The sequence below is a fragment of the Rahnella laticis genome, assembly GCF_015644585.1.
Taxonomy (GTDB): Bacteria; Pseudomonadota; Gammaproteobacteria; order Enterobacterales; family Enterobacteriaceae; genus Rahnella; species Rahnella laticis.
Genome location: NZ_JADOBI010000007.1, coordinates 235,802 through 253,993, shown reverse-complemented (window position 1 = coordinate 253,993; position 18,192 = coordinate 235,802). Strand labels below are relative to the sequence as shown.

Below are 18,192 nucleotides of genomic sequence, written 5' to 3'. Positions count from 1 at the left end.
ATCAGTGTAGGTTCACTGGCTCCGCATTTATAGCTATCTCTACGAAATGCGTGTGGACAAAAATAATAAGGGAGGGAGAGTGCCGTGGTCAGAGTTTGTAACGTTGAAATTCAGAACTTCCGATCTATCCGTTTATTGACCTGGCAGCCTTCGCCAGGGCTCAACTGCCTCATTGGTTCGGGGGACAGTGGCAAGACCACCATTCTTGACGCTATTGATCTGTGCCTAGGGGCCCGGCGTAATGTCAGTTTCAGCGATACCGATTTTTTTGGTCTCGATGTGACTCAGCCCATCAGCATTACTCTGACCCTGGGTTCATTGCCGGATGCTCTGAAGACGATGGAAACCTACGGTAATTATTTGCAGGCGTTCAACAGCGTGACGGGACAGATTCAGGAAGAGCCTCAGCTAGGGCTGGAAACGGTTCTGTGCCTGCGGCTTAGTGTAGACAGTGAACTGGAACCCAACTGGACGCTGGTGTCTCAGCGTGCCGAGGCCCTGGGCCAGGAACGCAATCTTGCCTGGAAAGATCGGCTGCTCATCGCACCGGCGAGACTTGGCACCTATGCGAGCTCAAATCTGTCTTGGACACGCGGATCGGTGCTTAATCGGCTTACAGAGGAGCGTCCTAATCTGGGGGCTGAGCTGTCAAATGCTGCGCGTCAGGCCCGAACCAGCTTTGGTGGTCAGGCTTCGGCACAACTGGCGGCAACGCTGGGCGTAGTTACTCAGAAGGCCAATGAGTTGGGTGTACCTGTCGGTGGTCAGACTCAGGCCTTACTGGACGCTCACGCAGTTTCCATTGGCGATGGTGCAATCGCGCTGCACAACGCAGCCGGTGTGCCGCTGCGTTCTCTTGGTACGGGGTCGTCCCGTCTGCTGGTGGCAGGAATGCAACGTGCTGCCGCGCAACGGGCGTCCGTGGCACTGGTGGATGAAGTGGAATACGGCCTGGAGCCACATCGGCTTACCCGGTTGCTGAACTCTCTGGGGGCCAGGGAAACACCGCCGCCGCTTCAGGTTTTTCTGACTACGCACTCACCCGTGGCCGTGCGTGAGCTTAATGGCAACCAGCTCTTTGTCGTGCGGGGCCATCCGACAGCTCCCCACCAGGTGCTGTCGGTGGGCATTGCCGATGATATTCAAAGTACGGTCCGGGCCGACCCCGAAGCCTTTTTGGCGCGTAGCGTTATCGTCTGTGAAGGGGCGAGCGAGGTGGGGTTAATCCGTGGGCTGGATCATTATTGGACCGCCCTCAACGATAATTCCATGCTGAGTGCAGGAACCGCATTCGTGAATGTTGGTGGAGGAGAGCCTGATCGGTGTTTTGTGCGTGGGCTGGCACTGCGTCAGCTTGGCTACCGTGTTCTGGTTCTGGTGGATGCGGACAAGCCGCCCACCCCGGCGACGGTCGAGGCCTTCGAGGCTGCGGGTGGAGAACATATCACCTGGCGAGCCGGTCGCGCGCTGGAGGATGAACTGTTTGTAAGCCTGCCGGATGCAGGCGTCGATGCGCTGCTTCAGCGGGGCATTGAGCTTATGGAAGAAGAGCAGGTGGCGGCACATATCCAGACGCAGTCCAACGGTCAGGTCACGCTTGCACAGATCCGGCAGCAGCGCCAACTGAACGACACCCCTTATCCTCTGGAAATACGACAATTATTGGGGCTCGCTTCCCGTCATCGACGAAACGGGTGGTTTAAATCGGTGACCCGGTTTGAGAATGTGGCGCACGACATCCTTGGTCCTCATCTCCCGACTTCCGATGCCGGGTTCCAGGCGCTGATTAACCAGCTTTACAGGTGGGCCCATGCCGCCTGACTACAACCTGCTGGAATATCATCGGGGGACGATTACGGCCCCAGCCGGGTGCGGTAAAACGCAAATCATCGCGGACACCCTGGCCCTGCATACGGGGGCCAGACCGGTACTTATCCTCACGCACACTAACGCGGGTGTGACAACACTGCGTCTGCGTATGCAACGCGCCGGTGTTTCGGTTGCGGCCTACCGTATCGCTACCATTGATGGATTTGCCATGCGTCTTGTGGCGATGTTTCCGGCGCGCAGTGGGCTGAACGTTGAGATCCTTCAACTGCGCAATCGTGGGGCTGACTATTCCGCTATACGGCTGGCTGCCTGCCAGCTGCTGCAGGGAGGGCATCTCAATGATGTTCTGGCGGCCAGTTACGCTCACCTCATCGTGGACGAATACCAGGACTGCAACCTGGTGCAACATGCTCTGGTAACCGCGTTATCAACGGTGCTGCCAGCCTCTGTACTGGGTGATCCCATGCAGGCCATTTTTGGCTTTCGGGGTAATCAGCTCGTGGACTGGAATGCGCACGTACTCGCTCACTTTCCACTGATTGGTGAGCTCAACCACCCATGGCGCTGGGCTAACGCAGGTGCGCCGGAACTCGGTCGTTGGCTTCTGGACTGCCGGCGAATACTGTTAGATGGTGGTGCAATTGATCTTCGCCAGGTGCCTGCCGAGGTGACCTGGATACCGTTGCAGGCGGAAACCGTTGTTCAGCAGCGTCTGACTGCCGCCCAGACGCGAGCGATAACCGCGACAGGGCAGGTACTGGTGATTGGAAACAGCTACGACACTCGCGGGCGTCAGCGGATGGCCAGCCAAACGCCTGGTGCAACTGCCGTAGAGGCCGTAGATCTTGTCGACCTTATCGATTTTGGTACGGCGTTTAACCTAGGTGCTGCTGATGCGGTGACGCGTCTAGTACAGTTTGCTGCGGGTCTCATGACACAGGTTGGCCCGGCAGCTTTGCTCCCCCGATTAGAAACTCTGCGAAGAGGTAGAGCACGTAACCCGCCGACAGTGGCTGAAGCGGCTTTAGTAGCATTTGCGGATGGGCCAAGTTTTACGCTGGCCGCAGAGGCACTACGCCTTCTGGCTCGTCAGGAAAATGCGCGAGTCTATCGACCAGAGGTTTTGCGCTGCTGCTTGCATGCCTTGCAGTCAGCAGCCGTTGGTGTGTGTACTTTTGCCGAAGCCACGGTAAACGAGCGTGAACGTAATCGACACGAAAGTCGACCACTGGCCCGGCGTGTAATAGGTAGTACATTGTTGCTAAAAGGATTAGAAGGGGAGGTAGCCGTTATAACTGCACCTGAGGAGATGGATGCGCGGCATCTCTATGTCGCTATGACGCGAGGGTCTTCGAGGCTGGTTATGTGCTCGTCAACGCCAGTGATTTTGCCACGTTAGGGGGTTACAGATGAAATGGATGGATATGTACTAGAGAAAAACTTAGTAAAGATCAGCTTCGCAGTATCACCATCCGGGGCAAGGACAACCAGAAGTCGCATGTAGCAGATCTAAACCGGGATGCAGAAAACATCAACGGCAGTATTGGGCCAATTATAAGCATTAACACAACAATGTATCATTGGGGGGAGAGGCTAAATTTTCTACCGTATTTACTATGACGTTGAGTGCGAAAAATGGTTACAGATTTGGGCTGATTAAATGGATAATATATTTTTCAAATGCCTATTGATATCAACTCGTCGGTTTCTATGTTTTTGAAAAGTTGAGTAAATGAAGTAACATTGCCCTAAGTTGTCATAGTTCTCTTTTTTTTCAGTAAAATACAGACAAACTGTATTTGATAGTGATATTGACGATGTTATGAAACAACTGTGCCTGGATATTGAATTTCGCTATCAGGTGAAGTTTTTGGAAATAGGAATGGATGAAGAACACTTCTATTTGCTCGTGCAATAAGTGCCAACTTACAGTGCGGCAAAATTGCCATACTCATCAAAATCCTGACAGCACGTGATATTAAAACGCTGCCCACAAGTGAAGATAGTTCTATAGGGTAGAGAGTTTTGGACTGACGGTTGTTTTGTCAGTACGATAGGTAAGCATGAAAATGAAAGATGATTGATCGGGATCTCAAAAATCAGGGTAACGAATACCACAAATTGTATTCAGATTATCAGATGGCGTTGTTCTGATATTTCCCGCCGCTTGCGGTGGGGTTATTAATTGCTAGGGATATTAATAAATAAGACGTGTAAGGCACTGGAAAAATTAATATAAATATAATCCAGCATCTGTCTATATAATAAATAGTCAGATGCGGAATTATGTTAACACTGAAATGTGTAATTTTCACTGTGATTTATAATCGTTGATCAAACCGTAATCATAATTTGAATCATGCTTGCTGAAGCGTTTTGCTATATGGAACTCATTTGGTCTATTTGCAGCAAACTCGGCAAGGTCATTGTCAACAATGATAACTTGAAATTTACGCTCTTTTTTATTTGCTAGTTCATATATTTTATATAGTTGTTCATACACTCTTTCATATATTTTTTGGTCAGAGGCTATTTCATCACCATTGGTATTGACTGTACGATAGCGGCCAATGTTATTGCCTGGGGTATCTATCATCAGAAACGAAGGTATGTTAGAGTCATTAATAATAGAAAATATTAAGAACGACATATAAGTACTAAGGGATGTTATGGTTCTTACTCCACCGGATGTTAATTCTGTTAAAATTTTATCGCGTACGATAAAATCAAGGTTATCATTGACATGTGAATTACTTACATTTTGTAAAAGGCTGTTTGACATTAACCATCGGAATATTGTGCTTAACTTTGATATTATTTTCTCTTTCCCTTCACTTTTTTCTTTGGCTTCAATAAGTCTTACATTCAATATATCTATTGCTTTTTGAAGATTGTTTTCCTCGGAAGTTAACATGTCAATTTTATTTTGTATTATAGAGTCTCGCTCTTTTATTTTATTCTCTGCTATCAAGTTTGCTTTATAATTTTCGAGGAGCGAAATGGTTTCAACTAGTTCAGAAACTTGCCTTGCATAACTATCATTAAATGAGTATTGTAAGTCATGTATATCGCTCCTTGCTTTCTGGAGGGTTTTGATGTTTATCTCCAATTTATTTCTGGTTTTTTCTATATAATCATTAAGACTCAATATTTTTTTATTTAACGATGATTTTTCTGAATTCATATACTCTACAGATATGGTACTATCAACTTCGTTGGAGCGTTGGATGTGCTTGCAAAGTGGGCACTTGATATCAATATCAAGTGGTGCATGAAAATCTTTATGTAATTTTAATGACAACGTAATTGATTTTTTTTCTTCATTATAGCTATTTCTTAATTTAATGAAATTAGACAGATCATCATTCAAATTTGAAATAACTTCATTACATGTAATGACTATATCATTCAATTCTTTGAGTCTTCTCTCGACTAATTCTGTTGTTCCTGAAGCTGAATTATAGTCATGTTTTATTTCTGTTATTTTCTTCTCTAAATCTGTTAATTCAATTTCATGTGAATCATTAAAGAAAACATCGTCAGAAAGCTGCTCGAATCCTACATTACCTAAAAATTTAAGTATGTCTCTTCGTTCATTTTTTTTTGAATTTAATTCTTTTTGGTTCTCAGCTAATTCTGCCTCAATCTCTGAAATAAGCTCATTGTGAATGTTTAGAAGGAATTTTAATATTTCTTTGTTTTTCACATATCTATATTTTTCGCTCATATTTAACATTGTATCTGACGCTATTTCTTTTTGTTTCAAATACAGGAATTTAAGAACATCTTTAAAGCTGACTCTATTAAGGGTTGAGTCTGTCTTACTTGGTGATACCTTTATTTTTGCTATAGGAAGTCCCATTAGGCCCATAATGTAAAACGCGATGTATCCGTCAGGGGCGTCCCCATCTAAATCCGGAGATAAGATCACGGATGGGCCTGCAGGGTTGATTTTTTTCTTGAACCCTTTAATATAGGAATCTGGTTTGAACAGGTTCCTTTCAAATATATATTTATCGCTATTAATAGTTACACTAACGCGTGCAGAATGTGCCTTTGTTTCAAGTTCCCCATAAGAATCCAAATTTGAAGCTCCAAGACAATAGGCTATAATTCCTAAAATACTACTTTTCCCACAATCCAGATCGCCCCATATTATATTTATACCTTCCTTGAAAAAAATCTCATAGGATTTTGTAAGACCCATAATCTCAAGTTTATCTATAATTAGCGTAGGTGAGTTATTCATAAATCAATCCTATGAGTAAATTAAAGAGTTCCCGGTCACTTTTTTTTAAGCAAAATCTTATTAGATTAATGTTCTTAAGCCATTTGTCAGTTAAATCATATCCATCATAAAAAACCATGTCCTTTTTTAAATTAAGATAAAGGTCATGGTTTATATTTTCAACAGATACTTTTTCTAAACTCGATAGTTTTAATATCATATCACGAATATATTTCCCATCAAAAGCCTCCCGAAGATGCTCTTTATTATGATATGAATAACCTTCATCATAATCGTCATCATCTATCCCTACAACGGTATCTCCATAATATCTAAGTACTGAATTTGTTAAACTATCACTGACGATAATAGCATTGAAGAAACAAAGTTTATTAATAGTCAATTGCTTTCGCATTAACTTATTATATTGTAACTCTCTGATAATAATGCATAACCGTAAAATATTAAGGTGTGGTTCTGATAAAACATCATGATAAATATTCATCTTACACCTCGTAATGGGTTTCTGGAATATCGTTTTCTCCCCAGTAAACCTTACTTTCTTTCTTGTTTGCTAATTGATGCAACATTCCAATCTTTTCAAGAAAAGAAAAGTGTTTTAAGGCCATCTTCAACGCTGAGTCGTTGTTGTCTTTTATTTCTTTATGCACTTTGTACACTAACTCAGAACTGGTTATTTCGCCATTGCGTCTTCTATAATATTCCTGTTGATATAAAAACTTTATCTTATCATAAATATCTTCTAATATTTTCGCTTCTTTTCTGTGAAGTCTACACGCTACCTCTGCTCGAAAAAAAGAATTCTTTGATGAATCAATGAGACCTTCATCAACATCAGCTAATATTAGCTTTATAACAAAAACCTCTTTCTCATATGATGTTAGTTTCGTGGATTTCTCATCTAGCAAAAAACCATGTTCTAACATAGATGTTATTTTATCTAATATGAAGTTTTTAATGATGATGAAGTTTGTTTTTGTCATGTCCTCTGGTTTACATATGGAAGTATGATCTTCATCATTTATTTCGTAACAAATGCTCCTATTAATTCCGGCAGGAATAGCACAATGTGGTAATACAACTTCGTCGTCCAAAGCTATCAAATATAATGAGTCAGGATGTGATTGGTTGTTTTTCATCCAGTCGGTGTCTAAATTCATAGTCTGTTCGTTTAAAGGTTCAAGTTCTTTGGCATGTTTGTTTTTGCTAAATTTGGTGAATAAAGCTTTAAGCGAGCCATGGTGAGGAGTTGCTATAGATATATAACCAGTAACGTTGTTAAGATTTCCATCCTCAATGCGTTTGAGTATTAGCTTTTTGGCGACAAGACCTCCGAGACTATGCCCAATTAAGATAATTTCACTGTGATCATTAAAACGTACTCGTAACTCTGTTTCAAGACCACTTGCTAGATGAGCAATTGTTTTATTTTTTCTATTCTTTTTCTCGCTCAATTTTTTTGGCACGAATGGGATTTTACTTAACAGATTGCTTCCATATTTTGCAACTATGCCATCCATAAATTCTATTAATTTACTATAATAATTATATTCATAAAAGTCGCAATGGTTCTCAATTCTTTTGTCACTCGTTTTAAGTAGTTTTTGTAGAGAGTTGCCATTGCCATGCACCCAAGTTTCATTGTTACCTGTTAAGCCATGTATGAAAACAACTGCGATTTTATTCATCTTCTGAATGTCCATTCACTGTGTCATCAGGGTGGTTAATAATTTCCAGATATTTCCAATAAGTTAAGTAATCTCATATCTGAAGAGTAGAAGGATTTTCTATCATTGTTGATGGTAGCACATCAAGGAATAGTACTGCATTCTTATCTAATTGATCTGCCGATATACTGCTTGCTCAGGATCATCCTACCTATGGATAGTGGACACCGTGTTATGCGATTAAAATCGTTAACAGGTGAGCCCACGAAGCAAGAAAAAGGGGGCCCCTAATAAGTTGTCAAGCATGTTTATGACGCTGTTGGGGTATAAAAAGTACCGTCCGCATCATGGCGAACAGAACGTCACAGCACCGTCTTGCTAGGGCGATAAGTGCCTGGTTATGTCGTTTTCCCTGGCTCATTTTGCGTGTGTAGTAAGCCATTGGATATCTGAGCGCAGTAAAGGCTGACAGGAACAGTGTCTACCCCGTTGGGATGGGGGGGCGCGTATGGACTTATCGGAACTGGCCGGCTCAAGGGTATCAATCCCGAAGCCTACCTTCGCCATACCCAGGGCGAACTGAGAGAGTAGTCCAGCACAAGGTGGCCGAACAGTTGCCATGGAATGTGGCTCTCACCGATAAATAACCGTCAATATGGCGCTCACTTAATGCTTACGAAATAAGCACCGGTTGTGATTGATGCCGGAACGAGACCGTTTAAGAACAAACCGCCCCCGGTTAGCAGGACCGTCTCGTCCGGCAGGAAAGCATGCTAACACCTACATGTAGTTCCTGTCAGTGCCAATCCCCGACTCATTACCACCAATCTTTTTTCACCGCTGCAGAGCAAGAGCAGGGTGCGTACATTAGCGACACTGATGAAAGCGAAGCTGGAAAACCGGCTGGAGCGTCAGCTACAACAGCTGAGCTATGCGCGGGTGTTGATCCTGTATGAAATAGGCTACCTGCCGATGAACAGAGAGGAAGCCAGCCTGTTCTTCCGCCTGCTGAACCGACGGTATGAAAAAGCGAGCATTATCCTGACATCAAACAAAGGCTTCGCAGACTGGGGAGAGATGTTCGGCGATAACGTACTGGCAACGGCGATCCTGGATCGGTTGCTGCACCACTCAACCACAGTGAATATAAAAGGAGAAAGTTACCGGTTGAAGGAAAAACGCAAAGCCGGAGTGCTGCCAAAAACGCAACGCCAATCAGTGATGATGAAATGGCGGAAAGCGGACAACAGAAGTGATCAAATAGCGGACATTAAAAATGGCGAAAAACGATCATAAATCTTGGCGTTGACAACAAGTGGACGTGACACCGCTTTAAATATGTTTCCTTAGTTCCAAAGCGCATAAAAAAGCGCTGTAATCAGGGCTGTTCTTGCTTGTTTGTTTTGACTGCGTCAGTCACACCTGGAATGGGTGTTTCTGGGATCAACGTATCGACTACACCTTTCAATGAATCTCGAGCTGTATCCCTAACTGAAGGAGTGAAAAGGGACACAGCCCCGACAATCAGGAGTGTAGAAATTGCGGTCGCAAGTAGGCCAGATACACCGCCACCGAGCCACGATAAAATGCCTTTCCCGAACCGGGTATACCATACTGGCTGTGCAAGATGAGCACTGTACAACGCCGCATCTTCGCCCCACTTTTTCCATTTTTCCTGCAGGTCGATCTGATGATTATCCGTCATCGTAGCGATTGTCTGATCGTATGCGGCTGCGACCCTCTCACTTACACTGCCTACCAGCTGATCTACAGCCCGTTTTGCCTTGTCACGATAGTCCTGAAGCCTTCTTTCTGAATAAGCTATACTGTCATGGAAACTGGTGAGTTCAACCACTATGTCTGCCTCAGGAAGCAATCTTGCACGGCATTGTATTGCAAGATCATCTTTGTCTGCTTTATACATCGCATAAGCAATCAATTGTTCCGGCTCGTCTGAGTCCTGTACGAGCTCAGTAAACACCCATTTCTTTGGTTGAGACATGTTCCTTTCCACCAAAAATTCCCCCTCACTTAAGGGGCGCATTGAATCATGTAGCTATCAGCCTTTACGCACTTTATTAAAGGCTTCTTTGAAATACCCTTTGGCTTCTGCCTGAGAGAGTACGGAACCAGCTAACGACTTCTGGATGCCTGAAGCGCTTGGATTATTGAGTGTCTTACGACCCACCGTACTGATTGCAGCTCCTTTGGCCTTCGATTCGACGGGGCTCATTCTCTGAGGATTACGCGAAAATTCCACTGCGCTTTTTGATGTGGTGATTTTCTGGCGTGCTACGTCTGCCACCGCTTCACTTGCTATGGTTCGAAGTTGTTCGGCTGTCAGGGTCGGCATGCGACGTGTGGTCATAATTTATACCCCCGTATATGCAAATGAGTGTATATCGACCGACACTCGATTGCATCATAAAAGGCCAGCCCAATTTATATTAAACCGCACCTTTCACATGAAAATATCTGGCAGGTGAGTTCGGCCTGTGCAAATGTGATCTGCTGCCTAATTATAATTGCAGTACGGACTTTAGAAAAGTCCGTTGTTGGCACTGAGCTGCCTGTCAGATTAAGAGGAGGACAATGTCCCCCTGCAGGATATACGTAATAGCAAACTTTTTCTTTTTACGCCCCAAATGATTAACCTATTCGGATGACAATTTTCCCGAATGGACCTCTCTCCAGGTGTGTGAATGCAGCTAACGCGTCAGAGAAATCGTAGATTTTATCAATCACCGGTTTAATCTGATGGTGGTCAACTGCCTGACATAAATCCTCAAGAGCCCGTCGGTGGCCCACAGTAATCCCCTGAATAACCGCTCTTTTAAGCATCAGGGATACGGCAGGAAGAATCATCTCACTGCCTCTAAGGAAGCCAATCTGGGCAATCCTGCCTCCTGGCGCAAGAGCATCCGCAGACTGGCGCAGGTTATTCCCGCCGATCAGCTCTAGGATATGGTCAAATCCATGCCCCCCGGACAGCTCAGCAGCCCGTGATGACCATTCCGGTGTCTGGCGGGTATTAATCAGACTCGATGCCCCGAGCGCCTTCGCTCGCTGTAGTTTTTCTTCACTACGGGAGATAACGATCACTTCCGCACCCAGTGCCCGTGCCAGCTGGAGTCCTGCCAGAGCCACGCCTCCGGTTCCCTGGACCAGCACCCGCTGTCCCTTTCTGAGATTTCCTGTTTCCATCAGCGCAAACCAGGCCGTCAGGGCCGCAACCGGCAGAGTGGAAACTTCCTCGTCACTCAGTGACTTAGGAGAGGCGACAGCCACATCTTCGTGGAGTATGACATATTCAGCCAGCATTCCGGGCAGCGGTCCGCCCAGTGAGCGACCATGACGGACCATGTCTTCTGGCGCATCGCCATCCAGCCACTGCGTCCAGAAATTTCCTGTGACCCGGTCTCCGCTACGGAAACGGGTCACGCCGGGTCCTGCTGCGACAACAACCCCCGCCATATCTGAAACGGGCGTGAAAGGCATTTCCGGCAGGTCAGGCAACAGTTTCCCCTCCAGCACCAGTTTATCCCGGTAGTTAAGGGAGACCGCAGAGACTTTAACCAGCAATTCGTTATGCCCTGGTTCCGGCAAAGGCACGTCTGCCAGGTGGAGGTTTTCAGTGCCGAAAGACGACAACTGCCAGCGTTTCATCATTTGAGCCATAGTGTTTTCTCCAGTAAGTTGGAAAAATCATCTTATTGACAACAATACGGCGTGTATCGCGATATAAAGGAGTGATATTTCCTCCCATATGGAGACAATTGAATGGCGTTCATCCTTCATTCTCAGTTACTCAGCATGGCCGCTTTTGTGCATACGGTGGAGACAGGCAGTTTCACCGCTGCCGCTGTCCGGATGGGCGTATCAAAATCGGCGACCGGTAAACATGTCGCCCGCCTTGAACAAAGGCTCGGTGTTAAACTGCTGAACCGAACCACCCGCAGCATCAGCCTGACCGAAGAGGGTGAGCTGTATTACCGGAGCTGCCTCAGGGTTATGGATGAGCTTGATGAAACAGAATCTCTTCTGGCGTCCCGCAAAAAGGTGGTTTCAGGTACGCTGCGCATCAGTCTTCCCGTCTCATATGGCCGGATTTGTGTCATGCCTGTCCTTGCTACGCTGTGTTCTGAATACCCGGAACTTAAACTGGATATCACGTTCACTGATCGCCGGGTGGACCTTATCGAGGAAAATATCGATCTTGCTGTGCGACTGGGTGACACAGGAAACTCTGCCAGTCTTGCCGGGCGAAAAATCGCCACTCAGCGTTCTGTCATATGCGCTTCTCCTGCATACATTAATCGTCACGGCCGACCTGGCAGCGCAGAAGAACTGCTTTCACATGTCTGCCTTGGCTTTTCAAGGGATGGCAAAGTCTTGCCCTGGAAAGTGCTGGATGAAAATGGCCGCATGGTCCTGCTTGAACCCACTGTCCGTCACATTGTTAGCCAGGGGGAAGCTTTGCGGGACGCGGCTGTGGGAGGGATGGGGATTGCCTTCCTGTCAACATGGCTGGCCGGAGACGAAATAGCTAAAGGGCAACTGAGGATTATACCTGTTAAGACTCCCGAGAATGATGCTCCGGTTACGGCGCTGTGGCCTGTTTCAAGAAATCTCTCACCCCGGATCCGGGCTGTGGTGGACAGACTGTACGCTGCGTTCAATGAGGAGACAGTCCGGACCCGGTAGTGATTAATGCCGGAACGAGACAATTTAAGAACAAACCACCCCAGGTTAGCAGGATCGTCTCGTCCGGCAGGAAAGCATGCTAACACCTACATGAAGTTCCTGTCAGTGCCAGTCTCCGACTTAACACCACCAGTCTGCTTTTCACCACTGCGAAGTAAGGGGCGCTACGCTCGGCTATGCAAGGGCAAGTTTTTTTCTCCTGTGTGCTTTTCGTTTCTGTATCGGCTTCCGGTTAATCGTTTCCCAACACAACCCGTCCCGCAAGGGTGAAGTACACGCATTCTGCGCCCTTGCTGGCCGGAACGATGCCGGGAAAGCGAACCGTCAGGCGATACGAAGACGAATATCACACAACTGACGGAGAAAAAACCATGATGACTTCCCTGCATACCCAGACCAGCGCCCCTAACACCGCAGCGGCGACCAGCGTATCCCCGCTGGACCCGTCAGGCTCCTCAAAAACGAAATTGTCTAAAACCAGAACTGATATTTATCAGACCGTCACCGACAGCATCATTGCTGCACTTGAAGCGGGTGTTAAACCGTGGTCCTGCCCGTGGCAGCGCGTACCAGGTATGTCTGGTCTGCCATCCAATTACACTACTGGCGTGGCCTACAGCGGCATGAATATCATGTTGCTGTGGTGCAGTGCGTCAAAACAGGGTTTCAGCGATTCCCGCTGGATGACGTACAAACAGTCGCAGGCAGTAGGCGGACAAGTTCGCAAAGGTGAGCACGGTACGACTGCGATTTTCTACACCACGCTGGAGAAGGAAAACGACGCCGGAGACACTGAGCATATCCCGATGCTGAAAACCTTTACCGTGTTTAACGTCGAACAAATTGATGGTCTCTCACTGACGGCAGAAACTGTTGCCCCGGAAGTGGCGTTTGACCCGTTGCCGCAGGCCGAAAATCTGTTTCGTAGCAGTGGAGCTAAGATCATAGAGAAAGGCCAAAATGCCTTTTTCAGCCCTTCAAACGATGAGGTCTGGCTACCGGAGCGTCACCTTTTTTCTGATGCCGCTAATTTTTACGCTACAGGTCTGCATGAGCTGGTGCACTGGAGCGGTGCAAAAAAACGCCTGAACCGTGAAATGAAAGGGAAATTTGGCAGTGCCGATTATGCATTTGAGGAGTTGATCGCCGAGCTGGGAAGCGCGTTCCTGATGGCGGATCTGGGGATTGATGGAGAGGTCCAGCACGAAAGCTATATCGCTTCCTGGTTGAAGGCATTGAAAAACGACAAGCGTTATATCTTCAAAGCCGCCAGCGCGGCATCGAAAGCGCATCGTTATCTGATGGAGAAGGTCTGAGCAGGAGGATAAGAAGCCGCAAGGGAATGCGGCTTTAACCTTATACCGGGGCAGGGAGAGTGCCAGTGTTTCAATTTCCCTTCGAATTTTCCGGACATATTATGTCCGGAAAATTCGAAGGCTGCGGGGGCGGGCGGCAAAGAGCCCGCGCATACCGCAAAAGGAATGTTAACCCCAGTGATTACGCTACTGGCGCAGCTAAGATCGGGATGAATATTATGTTGCTGGGGTGCGTGCGTTTCAGCAAGAGTCAGTGACTCCCACAGGAGGACCTATGTCAGGCTTTGGTTGAAGGGGGACAGGTTAAGAAAAGATTATTATTTTATCCTGGCGACCATATTATCGGCCTCTGCCCCGAGGGAGTGTAAACGCTGCGCCAGAATGTCTATGCTTTCTTCGAGTTTATGACTCTGTTGCTGAATATCCTCCATCGTTTCTGATAAAACATCATGTAGCAAAACAAAATTGGCGTGGAGGGCATACACAAAATCGTTGCCGCGTATCAGCAGTTCTTCGCGTGGCATGCCTTGCTGTGCGGAATGAGTCATCCATGTGACGAGTGCTTTTGCGCACATTTCAGTGAGTACGTCCGAAAGCGGGTCGGCGTTTCTGTTCATTTTGTTTTCCTGTCTGTTTTAAAATCATGGGTTTTGCTAGGTAATACGCTCAGTTGAGCGTCCCTGTCGTCCAGCGCGGTCTAAAAATTCGCGAGAGGGCTGATGTTCGACGTCTGTCGGGCTGGGTAACCTTTCAGTCATAGCAGGGTGTCTATTATCCTGTGTACATCCACAATAGGGGCTGGCGTTTTAGTCGCGGTTGGTGGATGCTTGTTCCAGTTCATCCAGAGTACGGAAGAGAAACATTTCCCGGTTTTTCGCATCAAACGGAGCGGGAGTACTGTTTCTCATCACTGTCCTGATGCTGCCAAACAGCCTGACCAGCGATTCTTTCGTTTTATCATCCGGCATTACATACATGGCATAGTGCCAGCGTCCGGTGTCGCTGGCGGCCAAATGACTGTTAATAATGCTGATGTAGCGGGCGCGGGTTTTCAGCGAGCGCTCTGTTTCCACCGCAACGATGGCACCGCTGCTTAAGGTAATAATGCCGTCCGGTCGGTGCCGGACACCCGGATATCGCGCCATAAACGCCCCCCGGTCGCCGTTTAGCCAGCCTGTACCGCCTTTTTCCTCCAGGGCCAGCCTGACCCGCTGGTTTAACAGACGATGCTCCAGCGTCCAGTGCCTGAGTTTTCCCGGCTCAAAATAAGCGGGAAAAACAGGATCATCCGCGTTAACCACCCTTGCCAGTCCCGGCATAGTTATTCCCCACAATGATTTTTTCCCGGTCAGTACCGGATATTCATGTTTACTCAACAAGCCCAGCGCAACCGCTTTATTCAGCAGGTTATACATCGCATGGTTATGTTTTCCTTTATAGCCGACAACTTTTTTTAATGTCTGGAAATCAGAGAATGTTTCTTCCTTAAGAAAATTCAGCAGTGCCTCTATTCTCCGGTTGACGGCTTTATTTCTTTCAGTAACGTTATGAATAAGCACGGGCAGCCTCACAGATTAATGGAAGGTTTGTGAACCTGATTGTCTTTTTCAGTATGCAGCGGGTTTTTATGCTCAAATGACAGCAGGTCGATATGTTGCTTTTTCGCCGGTATGTGAAAAAGCTTTGTCGCCTTCGCCAGATCATTCTGGGTAAATACAAAACCAACAAATTTCGGCAGATTAAGCAGCATATTACTGTCGATATAATAGCGTTCAGCCTGGCGGATCATCCGGTCGGTTTCCATTTTCTCCGTCAGGGTGATATCCGTTTTCACTTTTCTCATCTCATCGTCAACCAGAATAGAGCCGGTCATCCTTGCCACCCAGTCGGCGGTATCCGGATCGCGAAGGCGATAAACCAGCATGAATTTACAGTTTTCGATAACCGAACCGGCGACGGCATCCCCCTCCAGATCTGCCGGACAGTCATATAAATCTTTCACCGACTGATGCGCCATGATGATATGCACACCTTTGTCCCTGGCTGCGCCAAGTCCCTCAAGCGCCGGGCGGGAAAGGTGATATTTGAGTTCATCCAGGAAAATAGCGATGGGCCGGGGCTTCCCTTTTATCCGGTCCCGCGTTTCGGCTATCTGGATCAGATGGGTTAAAATCATGCGTTGTGCTGAGATGATTTTCTGATTACGCATTGAACCGATGATGTAACAGCACCCACCTTCATCAAATATTGTTTTTAATGAAAATCCGTTGCGGGCGTTAATGGAATTAACCAGGGCGATTTCCTCCAGTTCGCCATAAAAAGCAGGCACATCTTCACTGAGAGATTTGACAAAGTCAGTGTGAAATAAGTCGCGTAACGTCATGCCTTTTTCATAAATAGCTGCCGTGTTTCTGGCGGCCCGTCGGTCGGCTATACGATAAAAGTCAGCGCCTTCACCTTTTTTCCCCAGACTGAAACCGGCATTAAACAACTCCTCCAGTTGTTCATGAGAAATATCAGCCAGTAAATCAAGCTGGAAATGAAGGTCATTCAGGTTAATGAGGACAAACGGTTTTCCCGCTTTCTGGCAGGCTTCACGCAATACATGCGGGGCCCACTCATCATTTTTCGGATCTTCAACAAATACCCCTTCACCAGAAAGTATTGCCTGATAAAGTAAAACACAGGCGCTGACGCCTTTACCTGCTCCGGTGGTGCCGATGAGGTCGGCGTGCTGGGTCTGAAATTCGTAGGTGGTGATATATTGCGGCTGGTCGTCTTTATCCAGCCCAATAAAAATACCGTTATTCAGGTCAATATAATCCAGCGGATTATACGAAATACTGTCTGGTAACATGTCCCTGACTTCACGAACATCCGTTCGGACATTTCTTTCCAGTTTGCTTTTTTTAATCATCCGGTGTTTTAAACTGTCGATTTCCCCGGTCAGCAGCCTTCGGGCAGTAATATGAAAAGCCAGACCGGCCAGCGTAAATCCGACCGTCAGTATCCAGAGTGATAATCTGAGCAGAATGTCATTATCTAGCACTGTAAAGAAAAAACTCAGCCCCTGAATGGTCAGCGGCAACAGCGTACCGGATATAAAGAAGAAGATAGACACGCACGCCACCGACTTTAACCAGAAGGGAGCGTTTTTTCGTTCTTCGCGTGGCAGATGAAAGATAAAGGGCAGCGTCAGCCCGGCAAATATGGATAATATGACCGGGTTGTGTTGCAGCCAGAGCAGAAAAACAGAAAAGGCATCCGAAAAGGCATTCAGCCTTTGCATCAGATGAGTTCCCATTGCAGTGATCTCCGGTCTGATTTCGGTGTGACGGGCGCACCACATGGGCGTCACCGATGGACGTGATACCCCACGTCCCTGCGCGACGCCCACCGGTGACGCCCATAAAAGGACGAAAAGCACTGAACGCCTGTGGCGCTCATGCCCGTTATCCACGCTTTCAGAAGTCTGTCGACCGGTGGTCGTCAGTCCCTGAAACGCCCGCATGACGGGCAACGGCGTGTTTCCTTTGTCCTGGCTGGACGCCCTGACAGCCGGAAACATGGGGGCAGTGTCTTCGCTGAACGCTGCGTCAAAGCCCCCAGGGTCAAGGGCGGCACACCGTCGCACGCTACGCGCGACCAACCCCTTTAAGACGCGCGTTTCGCCTGTTTTTTCTCGCAAGCTCCAAAAAACGGGAACGCTGCTTTAAAGGGGTTGGTCGCGCCTGATCGGCAATATTCCCCGCTGGGGCGTGAAATATTACCTGGCTTGACGGTGTGCGGGGCCAGCCCCCCAAATAAACCGCTGTCGTGGGCGACAGCTTTTCGCTCGCTGGGGCGGCGAAATTTATTCGGCTCCCCCCGGCCTGCTCAATTCGCTCCGGGCGAATGTTCGCAGGTGGGTGCGGTGCCTGAAAATTAACAATTCCTCCGGAATTGAATTTTCTGTCCGCGCGCCACGTACTTATTTTACGGCTTAACAATTTCTCCGAAATTGAAGCCTGAAATAAGCACGCCTGAAACCCGTCGTCTGTCAGTCTGTGGCGTCGTTCGATATATTATTAATGTCTGTGATTCACATTTGTTCGCGGGTTATTTCCGTCCGGCATTCCTGTTCAGCGTTTAATGCCGCACGGTACGCTTCATCATCGACCTTCGTGCCCTGACTTTCGGCATATTGTCTGAGCTTCTCTGCGTCCGGCTCATTAAGCTGTGAGAGATGATGTCGCAATAAACCGATGAACCGGCTTTCATATATCTCATAATAAAGCCCGCATCCCAGGCAGGCTTCTTTTGACAGAGAATCATAGATACACGTGATCGATATTCTGTCCTGATGCATTGAATGGATGTTGGAAATAAACAGGTTTGCTTTATCCACTTTTATTTCTCCATACGGGAAGTGTATTAACATAGTGGT

General features: G+C 47.2%; 15 protein-coding genes and 3 pseudogenes. 7 read left to right on the top strand and 11 right to left on the bottom strand.

Features of this window, described 5'->3' with window-relative positions:
* Positions 1-84 precede the first annotated feature (84 nt).
* The 3 genes from IV433_RS17250 to IV433_RS26415 all read left to right on the top strand — a co-directional run bounded on the left by IV433_RS17250 (position 85) and on the right by IV433_RS26415 (position 3,748).
* Positions 85-1,821 carry an ATP-dependent nuclease gene (locus IV433_RS17250; protein WP_195815030.1) on the top strand — a complete coding sequence of 579 codons (1,737 nt, stop codon included), beginning with the start codon at positions 85-87 and terminating at the stop codon, positions 1,819-1,821.
* Positions 1,811-3,229, top strand: a complete 1,419-nt coding sequence (locus tag IV433_RS17245) for a UvrD-helicase domain-containing protein (RefSeq protein ID WP_155006826.1) — start codon at positions 1,811-1,813, stop codon at positions 3,227-3,229. The genes IV433_RS17250 and IV433_RS17245 overlap by 11 nt, the downstream gene beginning before the upstream one ends.
* Before the next feature lie 423 nt (positions 3,230-3,652).
* Positions 3,653-3,748: a hypothetical protein gene (locus IV433_RS26415; RefSeq protein ID WP_370516462.1), complete on the top strand. Its 96-nt coding sequence runs from the start codon at positions 3,653-3,655 to the stop codon at positions 3,746-3,748.
* A gap of 393 nt (positions 3,749-4,141) precedes the next feature.
* Here the strand turns inward: IV433_RS26415 and IV433_RS17235 are convergent, their stop codons facing one another.
* The 4 genes and pseudogenes from IV433_RS17235 to IV433_RS17220 all read right to left on the bottom strand — a co-directional run.
* Positions 4,142-6,079: an AAA family ATPase gene (locus IV433_RS17235; RefSeq protein WP_149380802.1), complete on the bottom strand. Its 1,938-nt coding sequence runs from the start codon at positions 6,077-6,079 to the stop codon at positions 4,142-4,144.
* A complete protein-coding gene (locus tag IV433_RS17230) occupies positions 6,072-6,563 on the bottom strand; it encodes a hypothetical protein (protein WP_195815031.1) in 492 nt (163 codons plus the stop codon). The genes IV433_RS17235 and IV433_RS17230 overlap by 8 nt, the downstream gene beginning before the upstream one ends.
* Before the next feature lies 1 nt (position 6,564).
* Positions 6,565-7,767, bottom strand: a complete 1,203-nt coding sequence (locus IV433_RS17225) for an ABC-three component system protein (RefSeq protein ID WP_195815032.1) — start codon at positions 7,765-7,767, stop codon at positions 6,565-6,567.
* Between the two features lie 287 nt (positions 7,768-8,054).
* Positions 8,055-8,224: pseudogene (locus tag IV433_RS17220) on the bottom strand (IS110 family transposase); the annotation flags it as partial.
* A 29-nt stretch (positions 8,225-8,253) separates the two neighbouring features.
* Here IV433_RS17220 and IV433_RS17215 point away from each other — a divergent pair.
* A pseudogene (locus tag IV433_RS17215) lies at positions 8,254-8,393 on the top strand (transposase domain-containing protein); the annotation flags it as partial.
* 214 nt (positions 8,394-8,607) lie between these two features.
* A pseudogene (locus IV433_RS17210) lies at positions 8,608-9,002 on the top strand (ATP-binding protein); the annotation flags it as partial.
* 122 nt (positions 9,003-9,124) lie between these two features.
* Here IV433_RS17210 and IV433_RS17205 read toward each other — a convergent pair.
* The 3 genes from IV433_RS17205 to IV433_RS17195 all read right to left on the bottom strand — a co-directional run bounded on the left by IV433_RS17205 (position 9,125) and on the right by IV433_RS17195 (position 11,424).
* Entirely contained in the window at positions 9,125-9,748 is a 624-nt protein-coding gene (locus IV433_RS17205) for a hypothetical protein (RefSeq protein ID WP_149380808.1), read from the bottom strand.
* A gap of 57 nt (positions 9,749-9,805) precedes the next feature.
* The gene (locus IV433_RS17200) at positions 9,806-10,114 is read right to left on the bottom strand and encodes a hypothetical protein (protein ID WP_195815033.1); all 309 of its coding nucleotides are present in this window, start codon (positions 10,112-10,114) and stop codon (positions 9,806-9,808) included.
* A 281-nt stretch (positions 10,115-10,395) separates the two neighbouring features.
* Positions 10,396-11,424 (bottom strand): zinc-dependent alcohol dehydrogenase family protein, encoded by a 1,029-nt coding sequence (locus IV433_RS17195; protein ID WP_149380811.1) that lies wholly within the window; start codon positions 11,422-11,424, stop codon positions 10,396-10,398.
* A gap of 102 nt (positions 11,425-11,526) precedes the next feature.
* On the opposite strand from IV433_RS17195, the gene IV433_RS17190 reads away from it, so the two are divergent.
* Together IV433_RS17190 and IV433_RS17185 are read left to right on the top strand one after the other, a co-directional pair.
* Positions 11,527-12,450: a LysR family transcriptional regulator gene (locus IV433_RS17190; RefSeq protein ID WP_149380813.1), complete on the top strand. Its 924-nt coding sequence runs from the start codon at positions 11,527-11,529 to the stop codon at positions 12,448-12,450.
* A gap of 371 nt (positions 12,451-12,821) precedes the next feature.
* A complete protein-coding gene (locus IV433_RS17185) occupies positions 12,822-13,766 on the top strand; it encodes an ArdC family protein (RefSeq protein WP_149380815.1) in 945 nt (314 codons plus the stop codon).
* 317 nt (positions 13,767-14,083) lie between these two features.
* Here the strand turns inward: IV433_RS17185 and IV433_RS17180 are convergent, their stop codons facing one another.
* The 4 genes from IV433_RS17180 to IV433_RS17165 form a co-directional block, all read right to left on the bottom strand.
* Positions 14,084-14,383 carry a hypothetical protein gene (locus IV433_RS17180; RefSeq protein WP_149380817.1) on the bottom strand — a complete coding sequence of 100 codons (300 nt, stop codon included), beginning with the start codon at positions 14,381-14,383 and terminating at the stop codon, positions 14,084-14,086.
* 189 nt (positions 14,384-14,572) lie between these two features.
* Entirely contained in the window at positions 14,573-15,325 is a 753-nt protein-coding gene (gene mobC, locus IV433_RS17175) for a MobC family replication-relaxation protein (protein ID WP_149380819.1), read from the bottom strand.
* Positions 15,326-15,333: 8 nt separating this feature from the next.
* Positions 15,334-17,070 (bottom strand): type IV secretory system conjugative DNA transfer family protein, encoded by a 1,737-nt coding sequence (locus tag IV433_RS17170; RefSeq protein WP_149380899.1) that lies wholly within the window; start codon positions 17,068-17,070, stop codon positions 15,334-15,336.
* 777 nt (positions 17,071-17,847) lie between these two features.
* Positions 17,848-18,153 (bottom strand): dpoa decarboxylase, encoded by a 306-nt coding sequence (locus tag IV433_RS17165; protein ID WP_155006824.1) that lies wholly within the window; start codon positions 18,151-18,153, stop codon positions 17,848-17,850.
* Positions 18,154-18,192 lie beyond the last annotated feature (39 nt).

Coding starts and splice junctions, on each gene's coding strand:
- IV433_RS17245 (WP_155006826.1), top strand. CDS start 1,811: ATGCCGCCTGACTACAACCTGCTGGAATATCATCGGGGGACGATTACG.
- IV433_RS26415 (WP_370516462.1), top strand. CDS start 3,653: ATGAAACAACTGTGCCTGGATATTGAATTTCGCTATCAGGTGAAGTTT.
- IV433_RS17235 (WP_149380802.1), bottom strand. CDS start 6,079: ATGAATAACTCACCTACGCTAATTATAGATAAACTTGAGATTATGGGT.
- IV433_RS17230 (WP_195815031.1), bottom strand. CDS start 6,563: ATGAATATTTATCATGATGTTTTATCAGAACCACACCTTAATATTTTA.
- IV433_RS17225 (WP_195815032.1), bottom strand. CDS start 7,767: ATGAATAAAATCGCAGTTGTTTTCATACATGGCTTAACAGGTAACAAT.
- IV433_RS17205 (WP_149380808.1), bottom strand. CDS start 9,748: ATGTCTCAACCAAAGAAATGGGTGTTTACTGAGCTCGTACAGGACTCA.
- IV433_RS17200 (WP_195815033.1), bottom strand. CDS start 10,114: ATGACCACACGTCGCATGCCGACCCTGACAGCCGAACAACTTCGAACC.
- IV433_RS17195 (WP_149380811.1), bottom strand. CDS start 11,424: ATGGCTCAAATGATGAAACGCTGGCAGTTGTCGTCTTTCGGCACTGAA.
- IV433_RS17190 (WP_149380813.1), top strand. CDS start 11,527: ATGGCGTTCATCCTTCATTCTCAGTTACTCAGCATGGCCGCTTTTGTG.
- IV433_RS17185 (WP_149380815.1), top strand. CDS start 12,822: ATGATGACTTCCCTGCATACCCAGACCAGCGCCCCTAACACCGCAGCG.
- IV433_RS17180 (WP_149380817.1), bottom strand. CDS start 14,383: ATGAACAGAAACGCCGACCCGCTTTCGGACGTACTCACTGAAATGTGC.
- IV433_RS17170 (WP_149380899.1), bottom strand. CDS start 17,070: ATGGGAACTCATCTGATGCAAAGGCTGAATGCCTTTTCGGATGCCTTT.